Annotated in this window: 23 protein-coding genes; 13 read left to right on the forward strand and 10 right to left on the reverse strand. The window is 56.2% G+C overall.

Annotated features, from left to right (window positions below):
* Positions 1–192 precede the first annotated feature (192 nt).
* The 3 genes from zwf to C1Y43_RS16565 all read left to right on the forward strand — a co-directional run bounded on the left by zwf (position 193) and on the right by C1Y43_RS16565 (position 3,101).
* Complete coding sequence (gene zwf / locus C1Y43_RS16555) at positions 193–1,668, forward strand: glucose-6-phosphate dehydrogenase (protein ID WP_021509979.1); 1,476 nt, start codon at positions 193–195, stop codon at positions 1,666–1,668.
* A gap of 160 nt (positions 1,669–1,828) precedes the next feature.
* Positions 1,829–2,275 carry a hypothetical protein gene (locus C1Y43_RS16560; RefSeq protein WP_104188970.1) on the forward strand — a complete coding sequence of 149 codons (447 nt, stop codon included), beginning with the start codon at positions 1,829–1,831 and terminating at the stop codon, positions 2,273–2,275.
* Between the two features lie 178 nt (positions 2,276–2,453).
* Positions 2,454–3,101, forward strand: coding sequence for a bifunctional 4-hydroxy-2-oxoglutarate aldolase/2-dehydro-3-deoxy-phosphogluconate aldolase (locus tag C1Y43_RS16565; protein WP_104188972.1), 648 nt, complete (start codon positions 2,454–2,456; stop codon positions 3,099–3,101).
* A gap of 85 nt (positions 3,102–3,186) precedes the next feature.
* Here C1Y43_RS16565 and purT read toward each other — a convergent pair whose 3' ends face one another.
* Entirely contained in the window at positions 3,187–4,365 is a 1,179-nt protein-coding gene (gene purT, locus C1Y43_RS16570) for a formate-dependent phosphoribosylglycinamide formyltransferase (protein WP_104188974.1), read from the reverse strand.
* A gap of 161 nt (positions 4,366–4,526) precedes the next feature.
* Here purT and C1Y43_RS16575 point away from each other — a divergent pair, with 161 nt between their 5' ends.
* Entirely contained in the window at positions 4,527–5,168 is a 642-nt protein-coding gene (locus tag C1Y43_RS16575; RefSeq protein WP_058757517.1) for a tellurite resistance TerB family protein, read from the forward strand.
* Between the two features lie 119 nt (positions 5,169–5,287).
* Entirely contained in the window at positions 5,288–7,351 is a 2,064-nt protein-coding gene (locus C1Y43_RS16580; protein WP_104188976.1) for a prolyl oligopeptidase family serine peptidase, read from the forward strand.
* Here C1Y43_RS16580 and exoX read toward each other — a convergent pair.
* Both exoX and C1Y43_RS16590 read right to left on the reverse strand, forming a co-directional pair.
* On the reverse strand, positions 7,345–8,013 hold the full coding sequence (gene exoX, locus C1Y43_RS16585; RefSeq protein WP_021509985.1) for an exodeoxyribonuclease X: 669 nt from the start codon (positions 8,011–8,013) through the stop codon (positions 7,345–7,347). The two genes, C1Y43_RS16580 and exoX, sit on opposite strands and share 7 nt — an antisense overlap.
* Positions 8,014–8,016: 3 nt before the next feature.
* A complete protein-coding gene (locus C1Y43_RS16590; RefSeq protein ID WP_010616356.1) occupies positions 8,017–8,247 on the reverse strand; it encodes a DNA polymerase III subunit theta in 231 nt (76 codons plus the stop codon).
* Positions 8,248–8,400: 153 nt separating this feature from the next.
* On the opposite strand from C1Y43_RS16590, the gene copC reads away from it, so the two are divergent.
* The 6 genes from copC (at position 8,401) to C1Y43_RS24265 (ending at position 12,359) form a co-directional block, all read left to right on the forward strand.
* Entirely contained in the window at positions 8,401–8,778 is a 378-nt protein-coding gene (copC, locus tag C1Y43_RS16595; protein ID WP_104188978.1) for a copper homeostasis periplasmic binding protein CopC, read from the forward strand.
* On the forward strand, positions 8,778–9,659 hold the full coding sequence (copD, locus tag C1Y43_RS16600; RefSeq protein WP_104188980.1) for a copper homeostasis membrane protein CopD: 882 nt from the start codon (positions 8,778–8,780) through the stop codon (positions 9,657–9,659). Before copC ends, copD begins: the two co-directional genes overlap by 1 nt.
* 28 nt (positions 9,660–9,687) lie before the next feature.
* Entirely contained in the window at positions 9,688–10,035 is a 348-nt protein-coding gene (locus tag C1Y43_RS16605; protein ID WP_104188982.1) for a YebY family protein, read from the forward strand.
* Between the two features lie 1,559 nt (positions 10,036–11,594).
* A complete protein-coding gene (locus C1Y43_RS16625; RefSeq protein WP_021510003.1) occupies positions 11,595–11,807 on the forward strand; it encodes a cold shock domain-containing protein in 213 nt (70 codons plus the stop codon).
* A 20-nt stretch (positions 11,808–11,827) separates the two neighbouring features.
* Complete coding sequence (locus C1Y43_RS24155; protein ID WP_223815600.1) at positions 11,828–11,977, forward strand: hypothetical protein; 150 nt, start codon at positions 11,828–11,830, stop codon at positions 11,975–11,977.
* 253 nt (positions 11,978–12,230) lie between these two features.
* A complete protein-coding gene (locus C1Y43_RS24265; protein WP_021510004.1) occupies positions 12,231–12,359 on the forward strand; it encodes a hypothetical protein in 129 nt (42 codons plus the stop codon).
* A gap of 110 nt (positions 12,360–12,469) precedes the next feature.
* Here C1Y43_RS24265 and C1Y43_RS16630 read toward each other — a convergent pair whose 3' ends face one another.
* The 4 genes from C1Y43_RS16630 to C1Y43_RS16640 all read right to left on the reverse strand — a co-directional run bounded on the left by C1Y43_RS16630 (position 12,470) and on the right by C1Y43_RS16640 (position 14,145).
* Complete coding sequence (locus C1Y43_RS16630) at positions 12,470–13,030, reverse strand: diguanylate cyclase (RefSeq protein WP_199189155.1); 561 nt, start codon at positions 13,028–13,030, stop codon at positions 12,470–12,472.
* 176 nt (positions 13,031–13,206) lie between these two features.
* Complete coding sequence (locus C1Y43_RS23985; protein ID WP_166718444.1) at positions 13,207–13,377, reverse strand: hypothetical protein; 171 nt, start codon at positions 13,375–13,377, stop codon at positions 13,207–13,209.
* A 69-nt stretch (positions 13,378–13,446) separates the two neighbouring features.
* On the reverse strand, positions 13,447–13,839 hold the full coding sequence (locus tag C1Y43_RS16635) for a YgiW/YdeI family stress tolerance OB fold protein (protein ID WP_058757753.1): 393 nt from the start codon (positions 13,837–13,839) through the stop codon (positions 13,447–13,449).
* Positions 13,840–13,914: 75 nt separating this feature from the next.
* The gene (locus tag C1Y43_RS16640) at positions 13,915–14,145 is read right to left on the reverse strand and encodes a hypothetical protein (protein ID WP_021510007.1); all 231 of its coding nucleotides are present in this window, start codon (positions 14,143–14,145) and stop codon (positions 13,915–13,917) included.
* Between the two features lie 386 nt (positions 14,146–14,531).
* On the opposite strand from C1Y43_RS16640, the gene C1Y43_RS23990 reads away from it, so the two are divergent.
* The gene (locus C1Y43_RS23990; RefSeq protein ID WP_165899336.1) at positions 14,532–14,702 is read left to right on the forward strand and encodes a hypothetical protein; all 171 of its coding nucleotides are present in this window, start codon (positions 14,532–14,534) and stop codon (positions 14,700–14,702) included.
* A gap of 43 nt (positions 14,703–14,745) precedes the next feature.
* Here C1Y43_RS23990 and C1Y43_RS16645 read toward each other — a convergent pair whose 3' ends face one another.
* Positions 14,746–15,507 carry a hypothetical protein gene (locus C1Y43_RS16645; protein ID WP_168715110.1) on the reverse strand — a complete coding sequence of 254 codons (762 nt, stop codon included), beginning with the start codon at positions 15,505–15,507 and terminating at the stop codon, positions 14,746–14,748.
* Positions 15,508–15,739: 232 nt separating this feature from the next.
* A complete protein-coding gene (locus tag C1Y43_RS16650) occupies positions 15,740–16,471 on the reverse strand; it encodes a trans-aconitate 2-methyltransferase (protein ID WP_059009737.1) in 732 nt (243 codons plus the stop codon).
* A gap of 251 nt (positions 16,472–16,722) precedes the next feature.
* On the opposite strand from C1Y43_RS16650, the gene C1Y43_RS16655 reads away from it, so the two are divergent.
* Positions 16,723–17,370 carry a metallophosphoesterase gene (locus C1Y43_RS16655; protein WP_058757749.1) on the forward strand — a complete coding sequence of 216 codons (648 nt, stop codon included), beginning with the start codon at positions 16,723–16,725 and terminating at the stop codon, positions 17,368–17,370.
* Positions 17,371–17,376: 6 nt separating this feature from the next.
* Here C1Y43_RS16655 and rsmF read toward each other — a convergent pair whose 3' ends face one another.
* Positions 17,377–18,801: a 16S rRNA (cytosine(1407)-C(5))-methyltransferase RsmF gene (rsmF, locus tag C1Y43_RS16660; protein ID WP_104188988.1), complete on the reverse strand. Its 1,425-nt coding sequence runs from the start codon at positions 18,799–18,801 to the stop codon at positions 17,377–17,379.
* Positions 18,802–18,906: the final 105 nt, after the last annotated feature.

Below are 18,906 nucleotides of genomic sequence, written 5' to 3' on the forward strand. Positions count from 1 at the left end.
AAAAGGCGCGTTAGCGCACTTCGCAACACGTTAAATGCGCCCCGGCGGTGCAGGATAATCACCTGTAACCGACCGCAGCCGGGTTGTCCTGGCGCGGTGAAAAAAGTACATTGTGCTGTAAGAAAATTACAATAAGGACCCGGCAGGATGAGGACGCTCAGGCCGGGTATATCCTGCAACGAGGAGAGGAAAATGGCGGTAACACAAACAGCCCAGGCATGCGATCTGGTGATTTTCGGTGCCAAAGGCGATCTTGCACGCCGGAAACTGTTGCCTTCACTGTATCAGCTGGAGAAAGCCGGTCAGATTCACGATACCACGCGCATTATTGGCGTGGGTCGCGCGGAGTGGGACAAAGAGGCCTACACCAAAGTGGTGCGTGAAGCGCTGGAAACCTTCATGAAGGAGAAGATTGACGAAGCGCTGTGGGACAAACTCAGCGGCCGTCTCGACTTCTGCAACCTCGACGTTAACGACACCTCGCACTTCTCGAAACTGGGCAAGATGCTGGATCAGAAAAACCGCGTCACCATCAACTACTTTGCCATGCCGCCGAGCACCTTTGGCGCCATCTGTGAAGGCCTGGGCGCCGCTAAACTCAACGCCAAACCGGCACGCGTGGTGATGGAGAAGCCGCTTGGCACCTCGCTGGAGACCTCGCAGGAGATTAACGACAGCGTCGGTAAATTCTTTGATGAAAGCCAGGTGTTCCGTATCGACCATTATCTTGGTAAAGAGACGGTGCTCAACCTGCTGGCGCTGCGTTTTGCCAACTCGATTTTCGTCAATAACTGGGACAACCGCACCATCGACCACGTGCAGATTACCGTGGCGGAAGAGGTAGGTATCGAAGGCCGCTGGGGTTACTTCGACAAAGCCGGCCAGATGCGTGACATGATCCAGAACCACCTGCTGCAGATCCTGACCATGATCGCCATGTCGCCGCCGTCCGATCTCAGTGCTGACGCGATTCGTGATGAGAAGGTGAAAGTGCTGCGCTCGCTGCGCCGCATTGACCAGACCAACGTGCGCGAGAAAACCGTACGCGGTCAGTACACTGCCGGTTTTGTGCAGGGCAAAAAAGTGCCGGGCTACCTGGAAGAAGAGGGGGCTAACAAGCAGAGCAGCACCGAAACCTTCGTCGCCATCCGCGTGGATATCGATAACTGGCGCTGGGCGGGCGTGCCTTTCTACCTGCGCACCGGTAAGCGTCTGCCGACCAAGTGCTCAGAAGTGGTGGTGTACTTCAAAAACCCGGAAATGAACCTGTTTAAGGACTCTTACGCCGAGTTGCCGCAGAACAAGCTGACGATTCGTCTGCAGCCGGACGAGGGCGTGGATATTGAGATCCTCAACAAGGTGCCGGGTCTCGATCACAAGCACAAGCTGCAGACCACCAAGCTGGATCTGAGCTACTCCGAAACCTTCAATCAGTCGCATCTGGCGGATGCCTACGAGCGTTTGCTGCTGGAAACCATGCGCGGCATTCAGGCACTGTTTGTGCGCCGCGATGAAGTTGAAGCGGCGTGGACCTATGTCGATTCGATTATTGAAGCGTGGAATGCGGATGGCGACGCCTCCAAACCGTATCAGGCCGGCACCTGGGGCCCGGTCGCCTCGGTGGCGATGATCACCCGCGACGGCCGCTCGTGGAACGAGTTTGAATAACCACCCCTGCATCGCTGACTGAGAAGTTTATATTTACGCCCCTGCGCTGTTCGCCAGGGGCGTTTTGTTTTCAGTCAGCAGGGTTTATCCTGGTTGCCATTAATGGCAACCCTACAGAATGGTGCGCAATGATGCGCAAATGATAATGCTAAGGAAACGTATGGAAACGCTATTGCGCAATAAATGGAGTTCTGTCGGTATGCTGCTGGGGGCCATAGCATTCATGCTGGTTGCAGTTCACTTTACATTCGGCCCGTTCCAACATCGTCCCTCAATTGAGCAGGTGGTAGCAGAACAGGTTGCCGCAGTGAAGAAAGGTGTTCTTGCCGGACTAAAAGGGGAGAACGTGCAAAGTTCTACATCGAAAGCCAGCAAGATGGACATCGATGGGCTGCTTACCATTACGGATGTCGTGCTGGCGGCTATTGCCCTGCTGCTGGCCGCGTTTGGTGGTATGCGCAAAGAGAGCCGCTGGAGTATTTACGGCGCGCTGTTTTTCGCAGGTGCCACTCTGACGTTCCATGCCATCGTGGCTGGTATGGCTCTGGTCAGTGCACTGGTGTTTTTATTAATTGTTTTAGCGGTTGTCTCACTGGTGCTGGGTTAAAACTGCAGACGCAGGCATCAGGCTCAACTTGCGAGCGGATACAGGTCATCACAAAAATGAACCGCGGTTTCAAAAATTGATGATATCCAATAGACGTCCGTCCGGCCAATCTTGTATGGTAGAGCTCACTTTCTGACAGCTGGACCGCGCGTCGGGCTGTCTCTCCTGAGGAAACGTAATGAAGAACTGGAAAACGAGTGCGGAACAGATCCTGACTACCGGCCCGGTTGTGCCGGTGATTGTCATCAACAAGCTGGAACATGCGGTGCCGATGGCCAAAGCGCTGGTCGCAGGTGGCGTACGCGTGCTGGAAGTGACGCTGCGCACGCCGGTAGCAATGGATGCGCTGCGGGCAATGATCAAAGAAGTTCCGGAAGCGATTGTGGGTGCCGGCACGGTGATCAATACCCAGCAGCTGAAAGAAGTGACCGACGCCGGTGCGCAGTTTGTCATTAGCCCGGGGCTCACCGAACCGCTGCTCAAGGCGGCGGTGGAAGGCCCGGTGCCGCTGATTCCAGGCATCAGCACCGTGTCGGAACTGATGGTCGGCATGGATTATGGTTTGCGCGAGTTCAAGTTCTTCCCGGCAGAGGCGAACGGTGGCGTCAAAGCGCTGGCGGCGATTGGTGGTCCATTCCCGCAGGTGCGTTTCTGCCCGACCGGCGGCATTTCACCGGCCAACTATCGTGACTATCTGGCGCTGAAAAGCGTGCTGTGTATTGGCGGCTCGTGGCTGGTGCCAAACGATGCGCTGGAGAGCGGCGACTGGGATCGCATTACGCAGCTGGCGCGTGAGGCTGTGGCAGGCACGGCTTCACCCCGCTGATCGCGATTAGCGCTGCCGCGTAACTGCAACGCGGCAGCGGTCAAATTTTGCGGGTGGTGATGGCGCTGCGTCACCACCCGGTCAATCATCCCTGAACCTGCACGGCTGCGGCGCTGGCAATGGCGCGGGCCACGGCATCATCGGTGCTGTCACCGGTCGCCAGCGCGACACCCAGACGGCGCTGCCCCGCAATTTCCGGCTTACCAAACAGACGCAGCTGCAAACCGGCGCCAAGTGCGGCTTCCACATTCACAAACTGCACGTTGTGGCTATCGAGCTGTGGCAGGATCACCGCCGAAGCAGCCGGTCCATACTGGCGAATGCCGCCAATCGGCAGGCCGAGGAAGGCGCGCACGTGCAGCGCGAACTCAGAGAGATCCTGCGAAATCAGTGTCACCATACCGGTATCGTGCGGACGCGGAGAGACTTCGCTGAACACCACCTCGTCGCCGCACACAAACAGCTCCACGCCAAACAGGCCGTAACCGCCGAGCGCTTTCACCACGTTAGCGGCGATATCCTGCGCGCGCTGCAGGGCCAGTTCGCTCATCTGCTGCGGCTGCCAGGATTCCCGATAATCACCGTCTTCCTGACGATGGCCAATTGGCACGCAGAAATGGATGCCGTCCACCGCGCTGATGGTCAGCAGGGTGATTTCAAAATCGAACTTCACGACGCCCTCAACGATCACCCGGCCCGCGCCCGCGCGTCCGCCTTGCTGCGCGTAATCCCAGGCGTGATCCAGCTGGCTGGCTTCGCGAATGAAGCTCTGGCCTTTACCGGAGGAGCTCATTACCGGTTTCACGATGCAGGGAAAACCGATCTCGTGCGCGGCCGCGACGAAACGCGCTTTGCTGTCCGCAAACTGATAGGTTGAGGTTGGTAACGCCAGCTCTTCGGCCGCCAGACGGCGAATGCCTTCGCGATTCATGGTCAGACGTGCAGCACGGGCCGTCGGCACCACTTTTTGCCCCTGTGCTTCCAGCTCCAGCAGTTTTTCGGTGGCGATGGCTTCGATTTCCGGCACCACAAAGTGGGGCTGCTCCTGCGCAATCAGCGCCGCCAGTGCGTCACCGTCCAGCATGTTAATGACGTGGCTGCGATGCGCAACGTGCATCGCCGGGGCATCGGCATAGCGATCAACGGCGATCACTTCCACCCCGAGACGCTGACACTCCAGCGCCACCTCTTTGCCCAATTCACCTGAACCTAACAGCATGACACGCGTTGCGGCAGGACGCAGCGCGGTTCCGAGAGTCGTCATAATTTCACCTTAGCAGTCAAAATGCGCGCGCAGTATAAACGAAAACGTTTGCGTACTCACGCATTGCGCACGTCCGGCTTTGCCATACTTTGCCGGCTCTGACGTTAACTGACACAGCGTGCGGCAGCATAGTGAGCGGAAACTTAAACAGGAGTTAAACGATGAGTAACTGGCTGCAGCAAATTCAATCGGTTCTGGCAAAGAAGGGCGGTGACGGCAAATCAGGCGGCCTGAGCGATATGCTGGCACCCGGCGCGCTGGGTGGCCTGGCGGGTTTACTGGTTGCCAGCAAATCGTCGCGCAAGCTGTTAACCAAATACGGCGGCACCGCGCTGCTGGTCGGCGGCGGGGCGGCGGCAGGCGCGGTGCTGTGGAATAAATACAAGCAGCGCGTGCGGGAAACCCATCAGGATGAGCCTGCGTTTGGCCAGTTGCAGACGCCGCTCGACCAGCGCGCGGAGCGACTGGTAACCGCGCTGGTGTTTGCTGCGAAAAGCGACGGGCACATTGACGATCGCGAGCGCACGGCCATCGAGCAGAATATCCATCAGGCCGGTTACGGTGCGCAGGCGGAAGCGCTGATTCAGCAGGCAATGAACCGTCCGCTCGATCCGCAGTGGCTGGCCGCCGACGTGAAAAACGAAGAGGAAGCGCTGGAACTCTATTTCCTTAGCTGCGCGGCGATCGATGTCGATCATTTCATGGAGCGCAGTTACCTCTCCGCGCTCGGCGATGCGCTGAAAATCCCGCAGGACGTGCGCGACGGTATTCAGCGCGACATCGCGGCGGAAAAAGCGGCCTGAGTCACGCCGGAGGCGGTTGCGGCGGCCTCCGGTTACACTTCGCGTGCGTTTCCGGCTTGGCTTCCTCTGCCAGAAGTGCCACGCTTGCAGGATGTCGTCTTTCAGGGAGAAACTCTGTAATGAATCAGCCGCAAGCGAAAAAAATCCCCCACCACATGACGTTACACGGCGAAACGCGCACCGATAACTATTTCTGGCTGCGTGATGATGACCGGCAAAATCCCGAGGTACTGGCTTATCTGGAGGCGGAAAACCGCTACGGTAAAGCGATGATGGCTTCTCAGGATGCGCTGCAGGATCGGGTGCTGAAGGAGATTATTGACCGGCTGCCGGCGCAGGACCATTCGGTACCGTATGTGAGAAACGGCTACCGCTATCAAAGCCGTTACGAAGCCGGCAATGAGTACGCGGCCTATTTCCGCCAGCCGGTGGATGCGCCCGCCGACCAGCCGTGGCAACTGCTGCTGGATGGCAACCAGCGCGCCGCGCACAGTGACTTTTACACCATGGGCACGCTGGATATCAGCCCGGATAACCAGGTGATGGCGCTGGCGGAAGATTTTTTATCGCGCCGCCAGTACGGCATCCGCTTTCGTAACCTCAACAGCGGCAGCTGGTATCCGGAGGTGCTGCGCGACGCGTCCTCCAGCGTGGCGTGGGCCAACGACTCACGCACCCTCTACTACGTACGCAAGCATCCGAAAACGCTGCTGGCTTATCAGGTGTGGCGTCACGAACTGGGGCATCCGCAGTCGGAAGATCAGCTGGTGTATGAAGAGCAGGATGAGTCTTTCCACCTCAGCGTGCATAAAACCACCTCGGAACACTTCATCCTGATCGCGCTGTTCAGCACAACTACCAGTGAAATTCTGCTGATTGACGCGGAATATCCGGACGCACAGCCGCAGGTGTTTTGTCCGCGGCGGCGCGATCATGAATACAGCATCGATCACTATGATCACCAGTTCTTCATTCGCTCCAACCGCGACGGCAAAAATTTCGGCCTGTACCGCAGCGCGTGGCTGGCTGAAGATCGCTGGCAAACCCTGATTCCGCCGCGCGACCACGTAGTGATGGAAGATTTCCAGCTGTTTCGTAACTGGCTGGTGGTCGAAGAGCGCCAGCGCGGAGTAAATACCCTGCGCCAGATTAACTGGGCGAGCGGCGAGAGTTACGGTATTGCCTTTGACGATCCGGCCTATGTCACCTGGCTGGCCTACAACCCCACGCCGGAAAGTGACACGCTGCGCTACGGCTACTCGTCGATGACGACGCCGACCACGCTGTTCGAACTGAACATGGAGACCGGCGAGCGGCGCATCCTCAAGCAAACCCCGGTGCCGGGCTTTGATTCTGCCGACTACAAAAGTGAACACCTGTGGATCACGGTGCGCGATGGCACGGAAGTCCCGGTTTCGCTGGTTTATCACCGCAAACATTTTCAGCGCGGTGCCAATCCACTGCTCGCCTACGGCTACGGCGCGTATGGCAGCAGCATGGAGGCCAGTTTCGGCACCAGCCGCATCAGTTTGCTGGAGCGCGGTTTCATCTACGCGATTATCCACGTGCGCGGCGGCGGCGAGCTGGGCCAGCAGTGGTATGACGATGGCCGGCTGCAACATAAAATGAACAGCTTCACCGACTTCATTGATGTCACTGAAGCGCTGGTGGCGAAAGGCTACGGCAACCCGCAGCAGCTATACGCGATGGGCGGCAGTGCCGGGGGCTTACTGATGGGCGGTGTGCTGAATATGGCGCCGCAGCTGTTTCACGGCGTGATCGCTCAGGTGCCGTTTGTCGATGTGGTCACGACCATGCTCGATCCGTCGATTCCGCTGACCACCGGTGAATATGATGAGTGGGGCAATCCGGAGCAGGCGGAATTCTATCGCTACATCCGCCAGTACAGCCCGTATGACAACGTGACGGCGCAGGCGTATCCGCACCTGCTGGTGACCACCGGGCTGCACGATTCGCAGGTACAGTACTGGGAGCCGGCGAAGTGGGTGGCAAAGCTGCGTGAGCTGCGCACCAACGATGCACTGCTGTTACTCTGCACCGATATGGATTCCGGCCACGGCGGCAAATCAGGACGTTATAAATCCTATGAAGGCGTGGCGCAGGAGTTCACTTTCCTGATCGCCCTGGCGCAGGGCACGCTGCCGCCGCGCAGCGATTATTGAGTATCCTTAACGTATTTGCGCAGCGTCTGCCGCAGCGGCGCGCGCAAATCACGTACGTTTTCCAGTACCCAGCGCAGATAGCCCGGATCTTTACGCGCGATGCTGCCGATGCTCTGACCGCGATACTTACCAAACGGGAACACCTCGTCACTGACCGGCGCCGGCTGGCAGCGACTCACCATCTCGCTGGCGCTCCAGCCGGAGGTTTCCATAATGCGGATCAGCAGCGCGGCGGTGACGTAGCAATCGTACAGCGCGCGGTGCGCGTGCAGATCATCCGGCGGCGACACCTCGAGTTTGAGGCTGTGGCGCAGCGCCTGATTACCGTATTTAATGCCCGGCCACAGCTGGCGCGCCAGCGTCATGGTGCAGATCCATTCGCCCGGCATCGTCGGCAGCATGCGCCGGTCAAAGCTGGCGTTATGCGCCACATAGTGCGGGCTACCGTGATAGCGGCCAATCGCCTCTTCGATGGTCGGTTTGCCTACCACCATGGCTTCAGTGATGCGGTGCACCGCCATCGCCTGACGACTGATGGGCCGGTCCGGGCAGATCAGATCGCTCATCGGATTGACGATCTGGCCGTCAATGACATCCACTGACGCCACTTCCACCACGCCGCCCTGCAGGCCACAGGTTTCCGTATCGATTACGCGTAACATAAATTATTTCTGCTTAGGTTCGTAGGGCAGGCGGGAGAGGCTGAGCGATGCCTGGCGATAGGCCATCAGGCGCTGACGGAACCAGTCGCGCAGCGCTTCCGGCTGCTCGCGCTCCACCATCTCGGCGATCACCGGCATGTTGTAGCGCTCTTTAAACGCCACGCCAGCGGCGGCGAGATCGACGTTTACTTTGTCTTTCTCTTCCTGCGACAGCAGGGCAAGGTTTTGGCTCATGCTTTTCTCCTGATAAACAGGGGCAAAAATAATGGTTTCGCCCTGCTGGATCAAGGGAATTGGATCGCACCGCAAGTCTCGACAGCCTAAAAGCAGCGGCGTATCCTGCTGCCACATTTGCGGCGCAGTGCCGCAGTTAAAAGGGAAGACGTGATGATGAAAACTGCATCCAGGCGCGTTATCGTGCTACTGCTGGCGGGCGCGACGCTGGGCTTCAGCCAGCTGGCTCTGGCGCATGCCCACCTGAAAGCCCCGGTGCCGGCGGATAACGCCGTGGTGGAGCGCGCGCCGCAGCAACTCACCCTGACATTCACCGAAGATATTGAACCGGCATTCAGCGGCGTGGAAATGATCAACGCGCAGCAGCGACCGGTGGCGCTGAAGAAAGCCCAGCTGAATCCGCAGCAGCACGATCAGCTGATTGTGCCGATCGCCCAGCCGCTGGCGTCGGGCCATTATCAGGTCAACTGGCACGTGCTGTCAGTGGACGGCCACAAAACCAAAGGTAGCTACAGCTTCAGCGTGAAGTAATGAGTCTTAGCGCGTTCTGGATCGGCCTGCGGGCGCTGCATTTTCTGGCGCTGTTTCTGCTGACCGGCAGTGCATTTTATACCGCGCTGCTGGCGCCGGCGCGCTACCGACCGCTGCTGGCCCAGCGCTGGCGGCGGCTGATGGGATACAGCGCCGTGCTGAGTTTACTCAGTGCGCTGTTGATGCTGGCGGCGCAGACCGGGCTGATGAGCGGCGACTGGCGCAGTATCGCCAGCATCGACGTCTGGCTGGCGGTGCTGGGCACGCGCTTCGGCGCGGTGTGGCGCTGGGTTATCCTGTTTGCCCTGCTCAGCACGCTGGCGCTGCGCCTGCGTGGTAATTTGCGCCAGCAGGCATTACTGGCGACTGCGCTGTTGCAGCTGGTGGCACTGGCGGGCGTCGGCCATGCGGCGATGCGCGACAGCATGCCGGGACTGCTGCAGCAGGGGAATCACGCGCTGCACCTGATCGCGGCCGCCTTCTGGGCCGGTGGTCTGCTGCCGCTACTGCTATTGATGCGCGAGGCGCGTAACATTGCCTGGCGCACCGATGCCATTCGCAGCATGATGCGCTTTTCACGCTATGGTCATCTGGCCGTGGCGATGGCGATTGTTACCGGCACGGTCAACAGCCTGCTAATTGCCGGTACGCCGCTCAACTGGACCGCCACGCTGTGGAGCGAGCTGCTGGTGAGTAAAGCGTTGCTAGTGGCACTGATGGTGCTGATTGCGCTGCTTAATCGCTATCTGCTGGTGCCGCGTTTTCGCCTGGCCGCAAGCCGGGCACCGAAACTTTTTATCCGTCTGACGCAGCTCGAGCTGCTGCTGGCGTTGATTGTTATCGGGCTGGTGAGCGTGTTTGCCACGCTTTCGCCGGCCTGAGTCTGTTAAAAGATGAGATGAGGTCGAGATTTTGCTGAAGAAACTGATTCCAGCTGGGTTACTGATGGCGTTGTGCAGCCAGGCGTTCGCCGGGCAGATTATCACCATCAGCCGTTTTGAAATGGGCAAAGATAAATGGCCGTTCACCCGTGAAGAGGTGATGCTGACTTGCGAGAAAGATGGCGCGCTGTTTGCCATTAACCCCAGCACGCTGCTGCAGTATCCGCTCAATGATAAAGCGCTGGCGCGCGGCAATGCCGGGCAGGGCACATTGCAGTCCATCGATACCATCCTTGCCGCCGATAAAGCGCATCCCGGACAAAAGATGAGCCTGCAGCCGATCGTCGATCGCGCCCAGCAGCTGTGCGGTAAATAATCCCTGCATTTTCAGGCGTAGCGCACATTTTTGCCGCTGCGCCTGCCAGCCGTTAGTGCCAGCCCGATCACAGAGTTGGCAGCTTTTGCCGGCGGCGAAGCCCGCTGGCTGGAAAATCACCGATGCTGGTCTACCTTTAAAAGGCAAGGCGTCCTCGCCTGCAAAAATGCCAACTTTTAGCGCACGGCTCTCAACGAGCCATTTCCCTGGACCCGATACAGGAATCGTATTGGGTCTTTTTTTATCTATATGTTATTAAAGGATATTTTTCAGGCCTGTGCGAAGATGTCCGAAAATTTTCCGAAATATTCATACTCAGGTTAAATCATCACGTATTCCTGACCGCGTCAATCCCGATACTTTTTGGTCCTGGACATGTTCTTATAGCCTGGCAACCTTTGCGCAAAATTTCCCTAATTCTCCGCTGCGTATAAGCGGCATGTATTTTACTGGCACCAGACTTTTAAACGCTACTTATCGCTCCTGAATGCCAACCATTCTGCCCAGCAATTTTTAGGGTCTATATCCCGATAGCCGCGGCTCTCCGCCATCGCCAACGCAGTTTCACTATCCAGACTGAGAGCTGTCGCATCGTCTCTGATGCTATTTACTTCATCCTCAGTCAGTGGGCTGCCTTTCTTACTCTCCCTGCTAAGCAGAAGCGTGATAAGCGGGGGAACAAAAATTATGCTCATTTATACGCATCCTTATGATAAATCGGGTTGGTGTGCAGATTCTGTGTTTTTCTTAGCTTCATAATTTCGTTGTATATTTATCATCCTGATGTAAAAGTCGTACAGCTCCTTAAGCGTCTTCCGGTTCATTTCATCAGGCAACGGTTCCTGCAACTTAAAGATAAAACGGGTCAATGCCGCGCGGACACAGCAGCGCGATACTTCTGTAATGCTCCGGGTAAAGCATGGCATGAAAGATTGCATTGAAGTAAGTTTTTTATTGTCTCAAGCTACATTATTTCTGTGCTAAGCGATTGTTGCAATTCAAAATTGCTTTCAGGCAAGCGGTGAAACGCGACGTTGCCGGTCGCTATAGCATCAGCACCTTCAACCTCATCAAAGAACTTGACCGCCTGAGCTGGCATTAAACACTGCGGGCTGCCAATCAGTGGATCGAGATGCACACCACGGTGCTCCGAGACATCATCACCACAGTAAAACTCTGAACGTCATGGACATCTGCTCTTTATCAGATAAAATGACAGTCGTGGCCGCAGCAAAATAATTATTTTAAATGCCTGAGGCTTTCAGAGATTAAAATAGTGACTGATTCTATCCACTTAAAACTTTAAACGCAGAGCATTCACCGTTTCGTTACGCCTTTAATTGGCCATTAAATTTTATTAGCGCTTGTGTTTACCCGCCAGACGTGCGTTAATACATCTCCGGTCTGATAAGCAGACAGTCCCATAGTTAGTTCGTTTTGTATCTCTCATCTGTGTTAGTGCCTTTCCTGTGCCTTTCTCTTTGAGTTTTATCTCAGGTTCTGATGTGTCGCTGCGGTTCAGCCTCTAATGCCATATGGCTCATTATCAAGGTATAAACATGTCAAATAAAATGCTCGGTACAGTAAAATGGTTCAACGCTGAGAAAGGTTTCGGCTTCATTTCTCCGGAAGACGGCAGCAAAGACGTTTTCGTCCATTTCTCTGCCATTCAGGGAACTGACTTCCGCTCACTCGATGACGGTCAGAAAGTTGAATTCTCTGTGGAAAACGGCCCTAAAGGTCCGTCAGCTGTTAACGTTACAGGTCTCTGATTATTACAGTAATTAATGCTATGAGATGCCCACAATGTCAGGGCTCTCAGTATCGCCAGTCCGTTTTTGACAGGAACAGGCAAAACCCACTCGGCGCAAAATGTATTTTTTGTAAGTCGATTATGATTGCCATTGCCTCGTCGTTGTATGTGATGAAAGAAGCGAATTAATTCAGTTGTGTTATTCATGTGGCGAAATAAATTAATAACCACATCTGATGACTAACGCAGCGAGTACCCTATTATTGGTCACCTTCGGGTGGCCTTTTTTATGGTTACTAGCTGAAGCCTGGCGATAAGCAAAGCGTAAATCGCTGACTAATTTACTTCTTACGCTTAATTCACAGATGCGTGATAAACCCGCCGGGCTGAAGGATAACGCTACTAAAATAGTTATTACCCAATGTGGGGTATGGAGGTGCTTATGTCAGAACGACCCGATGATGTCACTCCGCTGCCTGATGATGCGCAGGTGCCCGGCGAAGAGCCGCTTGATGACGATGATGATACCGGCACCGGATTGCCTGAAGACGATGGGCAAAAACCGATCTAATCGATAAACCTCCCGCGGGAGGTTTTTTTATCATGTGGGTATTGGCTGTGGTGGAATCAATAGCTTCCCCAATCATCCACATTTCCATTCAGCGCGGTGGTTTATGCTGTTTACGTTGAGGCGTTTTTCTTCGCGCGCCGGGTACGCAGATATTCTTCCAGATAAGGCAGCAGTTCAAACACCACGATTGCGCACAGTACGCCAATAATATAACCCTGCGGCAGCGGATCGGCACGCAGCGTAAGAGTAAGCCGGGGCGTTTCATTGCCAGCCCCAAACAGCGCGAGAAATTGCGGCCAGTGACGGGAGATCACCAGTAGCAGCGCCATCAGCGGCACCATTTCGAGAAAACTGTGGATGTGTTGTTCGACCGGCGTCACTTTTCTGCTTTTCACTGCATAGCTGACGTCCCATAACGCAGTGGCTTCATGACAAAAAAACAGCACGATCATTAGCGCAATAATCAGCGCATTCACCTCAAGAAATAATGCCAGCAGCAGCGGAGTGCCCATCTCCAGAAACATTAAAATATGTATCCACGTCTCTTTAACGCCGGAGGTGTGCTCTATTTCGGTTGCGCGATGACAAAGCCAGTCGGCAAAACCAGCAATAAGCCAAACCGGTAAGACAAAATAGAGTAACAGCAACATCTGTGGATCAAGACTGTGCATCAGCATATCCTATATTTCAGCGTAATAACCAAGCATAGCCATGAAAAGTTAATAAGGATAATGGTGGTGAGCGTTAATTAAGCCAGACGTAAAAAAGCCGCCGGAAATAATACCCGGCGGCGATAAGGACAATAAATTTCAGGGCAGGGCGCGGTAAGTACTGATGCCGCTAACAGTCAGGCCTGCGGCTGACCTACCGGCCCCTTACTCATTGGGCCGCCGGGCACCGGTTGTTCTGCAGGGATATTAGGGCGTCCGTCCGGACCAATTGGCCGTTCAGGTTGCTGACAGCCAGCCAGCGCGGTCAGGGTGGAGAGGATTAACAGACTGGCAAACAGGCTCTTCATGCAATGATTTCCTGCGAAGGGGATGATAATGTCCGCCGCACACGCGACGGCGGACCGGACAATAATGCATTAAGGTTCTTCGATACGTGCAACATCCACACGGGTATTCTCGCCCCGGCCATACACTTTGCCGCTTACCCGTACCTGATCCTCGGCGTTATAGGTTTTGCCTTTGAAGGTATCGGCTGCAGCCTTAATGGTCACGGTGCCGGTGCTGTCGCGAAACTGATAATTATCACCGCTTAACTTTTTAACGATATAACCTTCCAGCGTGACATAGCCGCCCTGACGAAAATCCCGAATCTGTTCGATATGTGTCTGGCCGGTATCTTCAGACCCTTTATAACCGGCGTCCTGTTGTTTCTGCGGCGGCGGGGTTTTACCGCCCTCAAAGCCGCCCTGTTCAGCGATAGCGCCCAGACTAAACACCATCAGCAGTGACGCCAGTACCGTTTTTTTCATCATAATCATTCCCTCTTGATTGCAACATTCCACAATGACTTAAGCCTGGCACAGGATCGCGCATCGCGGGAGCCGTTACGCTGAATCGTTATTTAGCACGCTGGCCGGAATGTCGATGCGATCGCCCAGCGACCAGCGTTTCTGCCCTAGCACGCGCTGCGGCGTGGTGTCCGGTACGTTGAAATAGTAACCGGCGGCGCCGTTATCGTCGGGCTGCGCTTCGAACAGCGTGTCCGGACGGATGCCCATCTCATTGAGGTCGTCGTCGCTTAACGCAAGGTAGGTGGCTAATGCAGACTGGCTCATGGCTTTCCTCCTGTCTTATGGGTACGTATTCAGTTAAGCATCGATTGGTATTTATGCCATCGGCTGCGCTTATTGCAGGCGGTGATGATTTGACGAACGCCAGATGCTGTTCTTGACTGAGTCGTACAGGCATTAAATTGAGGTCGCTACCATGACTGAGCTATTCCATATTATTTCCGTCGGTACCCTTGTTGCCGGACTTTATTTGCTCAATTAGCGCATTTATTAAGCGCGATAACATTGCGTGAGATAATACACAAGTGACGTTGTCACATATTACGCATCGTCATGCTGAGCGCAACGCAGCGGATATTTGCAGCAGCCAGCCACAGCGAAAAATGGTATAACAGGGCGCATTGATTGATGGCCGCTTAACAGGATTTCGCATGGCAGCAAATACACACTATCTTCTTTGGGTGATGATTGGCACGCTCACCATTCTGAGCATTTTTATCGGCGCGATTGTCGGTCAGGCCAAAACGCCGCGCACCGGATTGCTGACCTTTGCCGGTTTGTTTGTCGGTTTTATGCTGGCGATCTTTTTAATCACGCGTTAGCCGGGGATTCGTCATAGCCAACCTATGATTTTCAGCTGCGCCGTTACCAACTGCTGCCGTTGCGAATATGGCCCCAGCGCGGGGTGATATTCTGCTCCAGCTGATATATCAGCGCCAGAATCAGGTTGAGGTTATAGCGGGTCACCTCATTATGTTGCGTGATACAGGGTGATGACGATTCAATCAGATTGAAATTACTGTATTTTTCCAGCAGCCCGAGGTGCGGTAACACTTCCTGCTCGCGCTGATGATCGGCCAGAGCAGTAAACAGATAAATATTTTTCTGTGTCTGGCGATCGCGTCGCAGGGCATTGGGCAGGTATTTATTTAGCAACGCGACCGCAGCCGGGCTTATCTCTCCCATCATCGCTTTCCCCACACTGGGCCAAATCTGGCTTGCATATTCACCGAGAAAAAACTGCGGTACTGCAGTAATAATGTTTCTGATGTTGTGGCGGATACCAAAGTAGAGCGCGGCACTGCCGCCTTTCGACGCGCCGAGAATGGTCACGTCAGAAGGTTGGGTTAGCTCAATCACCGCCCGGATGAGCTGGCTGACGCCGTGCTCGATGTTGAACTGAAGATTGTTACACAGGTAATACGCTGGCAAACCGTTGAAATCGTCTTTGATCCATAACACGGCTGCGCGGGTGTGCTCCAGCAAAGTAAAATCATACACGGTAGGATCGGGCAGGTTAAACCCGGACATGACAATCAACAGATGCTGATTATCCAGACTGGCCGGTTTATAGCGGTAGTGCACATCCAGGCCATTCAGATAGTTAAAGGTGTAGTCAGTGATCATGCGGGCTCCTGTGGGATTCAGCAGACAGAAGCGACACAAACGCAACGGGCATTAACAGCGCGCCAGATCAATAGTTGAGAATGATAGTTAATATCATTTAACTTGTTCGGAATAATCTTAAGCGTTACAGTAGGTGCCGTCCCTTACAGAGCTAACACCTTGATTGAGTGCCGGAGATAAGCGCCGGGGGGAATTTTCACAGGGCTGCAGGATGCAGCCACTGCTGAAAACCTTACAGCGGCCTGCGCGCCGCCAGCAAAAACAGCATCGGACGCTCGCGCTCCTCGTCCAGCGCCGGATTCTCCGCTACCTGCTGTACATCCGGACCCCACTCATCCAGCCGTTCAATCACCAGACCGGCGGCAATCAGCGCGTTTATCCACGTTGCCAGCTTGCGGTGCTGCTTCTTCACGCCAGCGGCAAACCAGTTGCTGACCCGTTCCCCTTCCTGCTGATACTGATTGACTGGCCAGCTGCGCTGCCCGGCATCATCAATGAACCACTCCTGCTGACGCGGAGCGGTATAAATTGGGTGCTCGCATGAAAACACCAGCGCGCCGCCGGGACGTAACGCATGAAAGATCGTGGCAAACAGGGCGTCGATATGGCTGAGATAGTGCAGCGCCAGCGAACTGTACACCACATCAAAGGTGCTGCTGAGCTGCAGGGTTTCGAGATCAGCGCGCTGGTAAGTGATGCCAGGCCGATCGGTCATGGCAGCGGCCTGCGCCAGCATTTTTTCTGACACATCCAGCCCCAGCACTTCACGCGCGCCTTGCTGCTGCGCGTAACGACAAAACCAGCCGTAGCCGCAGCCCAAATCCAGCACGCGCTGGTCGCGCAGTTCAGGCAGCATGGCCCGCAGCGCGGGCCACTCGGGCGCGCCGTCCAGTCCGTTGACCGAACGCGGTAGGGTGGCGTAGCCAGCAAAAAAATCGGGGTTATCGTAGATATTCTGACTCATGGCGACTCCTTTCAGTGATACGCAAAGGAGTGTAAGCGTTTAGCGCGGTATGAAACACCGCTCAGCCGACAAAAAGCAGATGCACCAGGCGCGCGAGCGACTCCAGCAGCAGCAGGCTGCCAATAAAAATCATCACGAGGATGCCAACAAACTGTTTCCGACTGCTCACGCTGATGCCTCCGCGGCTACCCCTCACCGGACTATACTTTATGCCGGGTTTACTAAACTTCCAGTCAACCGGGGCAGATTACATGTTTTATCAGACGCTGCGTGCAAATAACTGGCGCAATATTTGGGTGGTCGGTGATTTGCACGGCTGCCGCGCGCAGCTTGATGCGCAGCTGCTGCGGCAGGGCTTTGATCGGCAACAGGATCTGCTGCTATCGGTCGGGGATTTAATCGACCGCGGGCCGGACAGCCTCGGCTGTCTGCAACTGCTGGAAGAGCCGTGGTTCCGCTGCGTGCGCGGTAATCACGAGCAGATGGCGCTCGATGCGCTGCAGGGCGACGATCCGATGCTGTGGATGATGAACGGCGGGGACTGGTTCTGGCAGCTGAGCGGTGCGCGGCTGATTGCCGCGCGTCATGCGCTGAAGCGCTGTGCCGATCTGCCGCTGATTTTACATCTGCAATTCGAGGAGCGCGTCATCGTCATTGCTCATGCTGACTATCCTGCCAGTGCCTATGCACTGGGACAGGATGTCGACTGGCATCAGGTCGTCTGGAGCCGCGACCGGCTCGCTCGCCATCAGCGCGGCCGTTCGCAGCCGATCGCCGGTGCCAGTGCGTTCTACTTTGGCCATACGCCGCTGGAGCAGCCGCTTAACGCCGCTAATCAGCATTACATTGATACCGGCGCGGTATTTGGCAACCGGCTGACGCTGGTGCAATTGCAGTAATGCTTGTTAACGGAACAGCCGGCCGTCGCGCACCAGTTCGCGCGGGTAGCTGTTTTTGATGCGGTTTCCAACGCGTTTCGCCAGGCCCAGCGGCTGCTGCTGGTGGGTAACAATCACTTCATCGCGCGCGGGCAGCGTGTCGGGATAGATATCCTGACCACGATACCAGCTTTCCGCCTGCGCTTCGTCCAGTTCGAACGCCAGCGCGCTGTCCGGTTGCGCCAGCGCCACCACCGCTTCATGCTGCCAGCGAAAACCTTTCGGGAAGGTTTCTGCCAGTTTGAGACCGATACGCGAGAAACGCACTTTGCTGAGCCAGCTCTCCAGCGCCGCCGGGAACAGCCACAGCTCTTTGTCGCGCTGCCACAGTGTCAGGCTCTCATCCCAGTGCAGTCCCACCTTGTGCGCGGCCTGCGCCACCTCCGCCACCAGCTTGCGGCTGGCGGGCGAGAAGGGCAGCTTGCCGAGTTTGTAGGTCGGCGCCGGCAATGGCGGCACGCTGGCAGTTTTGCGCAGCCGCGCGACGAAAAAGCCTTCGCTGTCGAAGATATGCGGAAACACGTGCAGGAAGCCTTCCGGCGTCAGCGCGCGTTCGGCGCCAGCGAACAAATCGTTGAGCGGCACAATTTCCAGCGCCTGCGGATAGCGCTGCTGCAGCCAGGCAATCACCTGCTGGTTTTCGATGGTATTGAGCGTACAGGTCGAGTAAATCAGCGTGCCGCCCGGTTGCAGCGCGTGAAAAGCGCTGTCGAGTAAATCGCGCTGGGTGGCGGCGATGGCCTCGGTGCTGGCCAGCGTCCAGTTGCGCAGCGCGTCAGCATCTTTCCGTACCACGCCTTCGCCGGAGCAGGGCGCATCCAGCAGTATGGCATCGAACAGTTCCGGCAGCGCGGCACCAAAGACGCGCCCGTCAAAATGGGTCAGCGCCACATTGCTGACGCCGCAGCGGCTGATATTGGCATGCAGCACTTTCACCCGGCTGGCGGAGTATTCATTGGCGAGGATCGCGCCCTGATTGCGCATCAGTGCGGCCATCTGCGTGGTTTTAGAGCCTGGCGCAGCGGCCACATCCATCACCTGGCGGGCATCCGGCGCGGCGTCAAACAGCGCGCTGACCGGCAGCATTGAGCTGGCTTCCTGAATATAGAACAGACCGCTGAGGTGTTCCGCGACGCTGCCGAGCGGCAGCGATTCGTCAGCACGCGCAATCCAGAAGCCTTCCCGACACCACGGAATCGGCGTCAGCTGCCAGCCGTAGCCCGCCACGCGCGTGAGAAAATCCTCCACGCTGATTTTCAGCGTGTTGACGCGCAGGCTGCGGCGCAGCGGCTGCTGACTGATGGTGAGAAAGCGTTCGAGTTCGGCCTCGTCGGCCAGGCTGGCGCGCATCAGCGCGAGAAAATCTTCAGGAAAACGATCGGACACGGATATCTACCGGACTAACAAAGTGAGGGCGAAGTGTAACGCCGAGCCCGGCTCAGGTACAGCCGTGCGCAATATCCCCGGCGCAAATAAGTCGGGCAGCCCGCAGGCTGC

The sequence above is a fragment of the Pantoea sp. ICBG 828 genome (genome assembly GCF_002928355.1).
GTDB classification, from domain to species: domain Bacteria; phylum Pseudomonadota; class Gammaproteobacteria; order Enterobacterales; family Enterobacteriaceae; genus Pantoea; species Pantoea dispersa.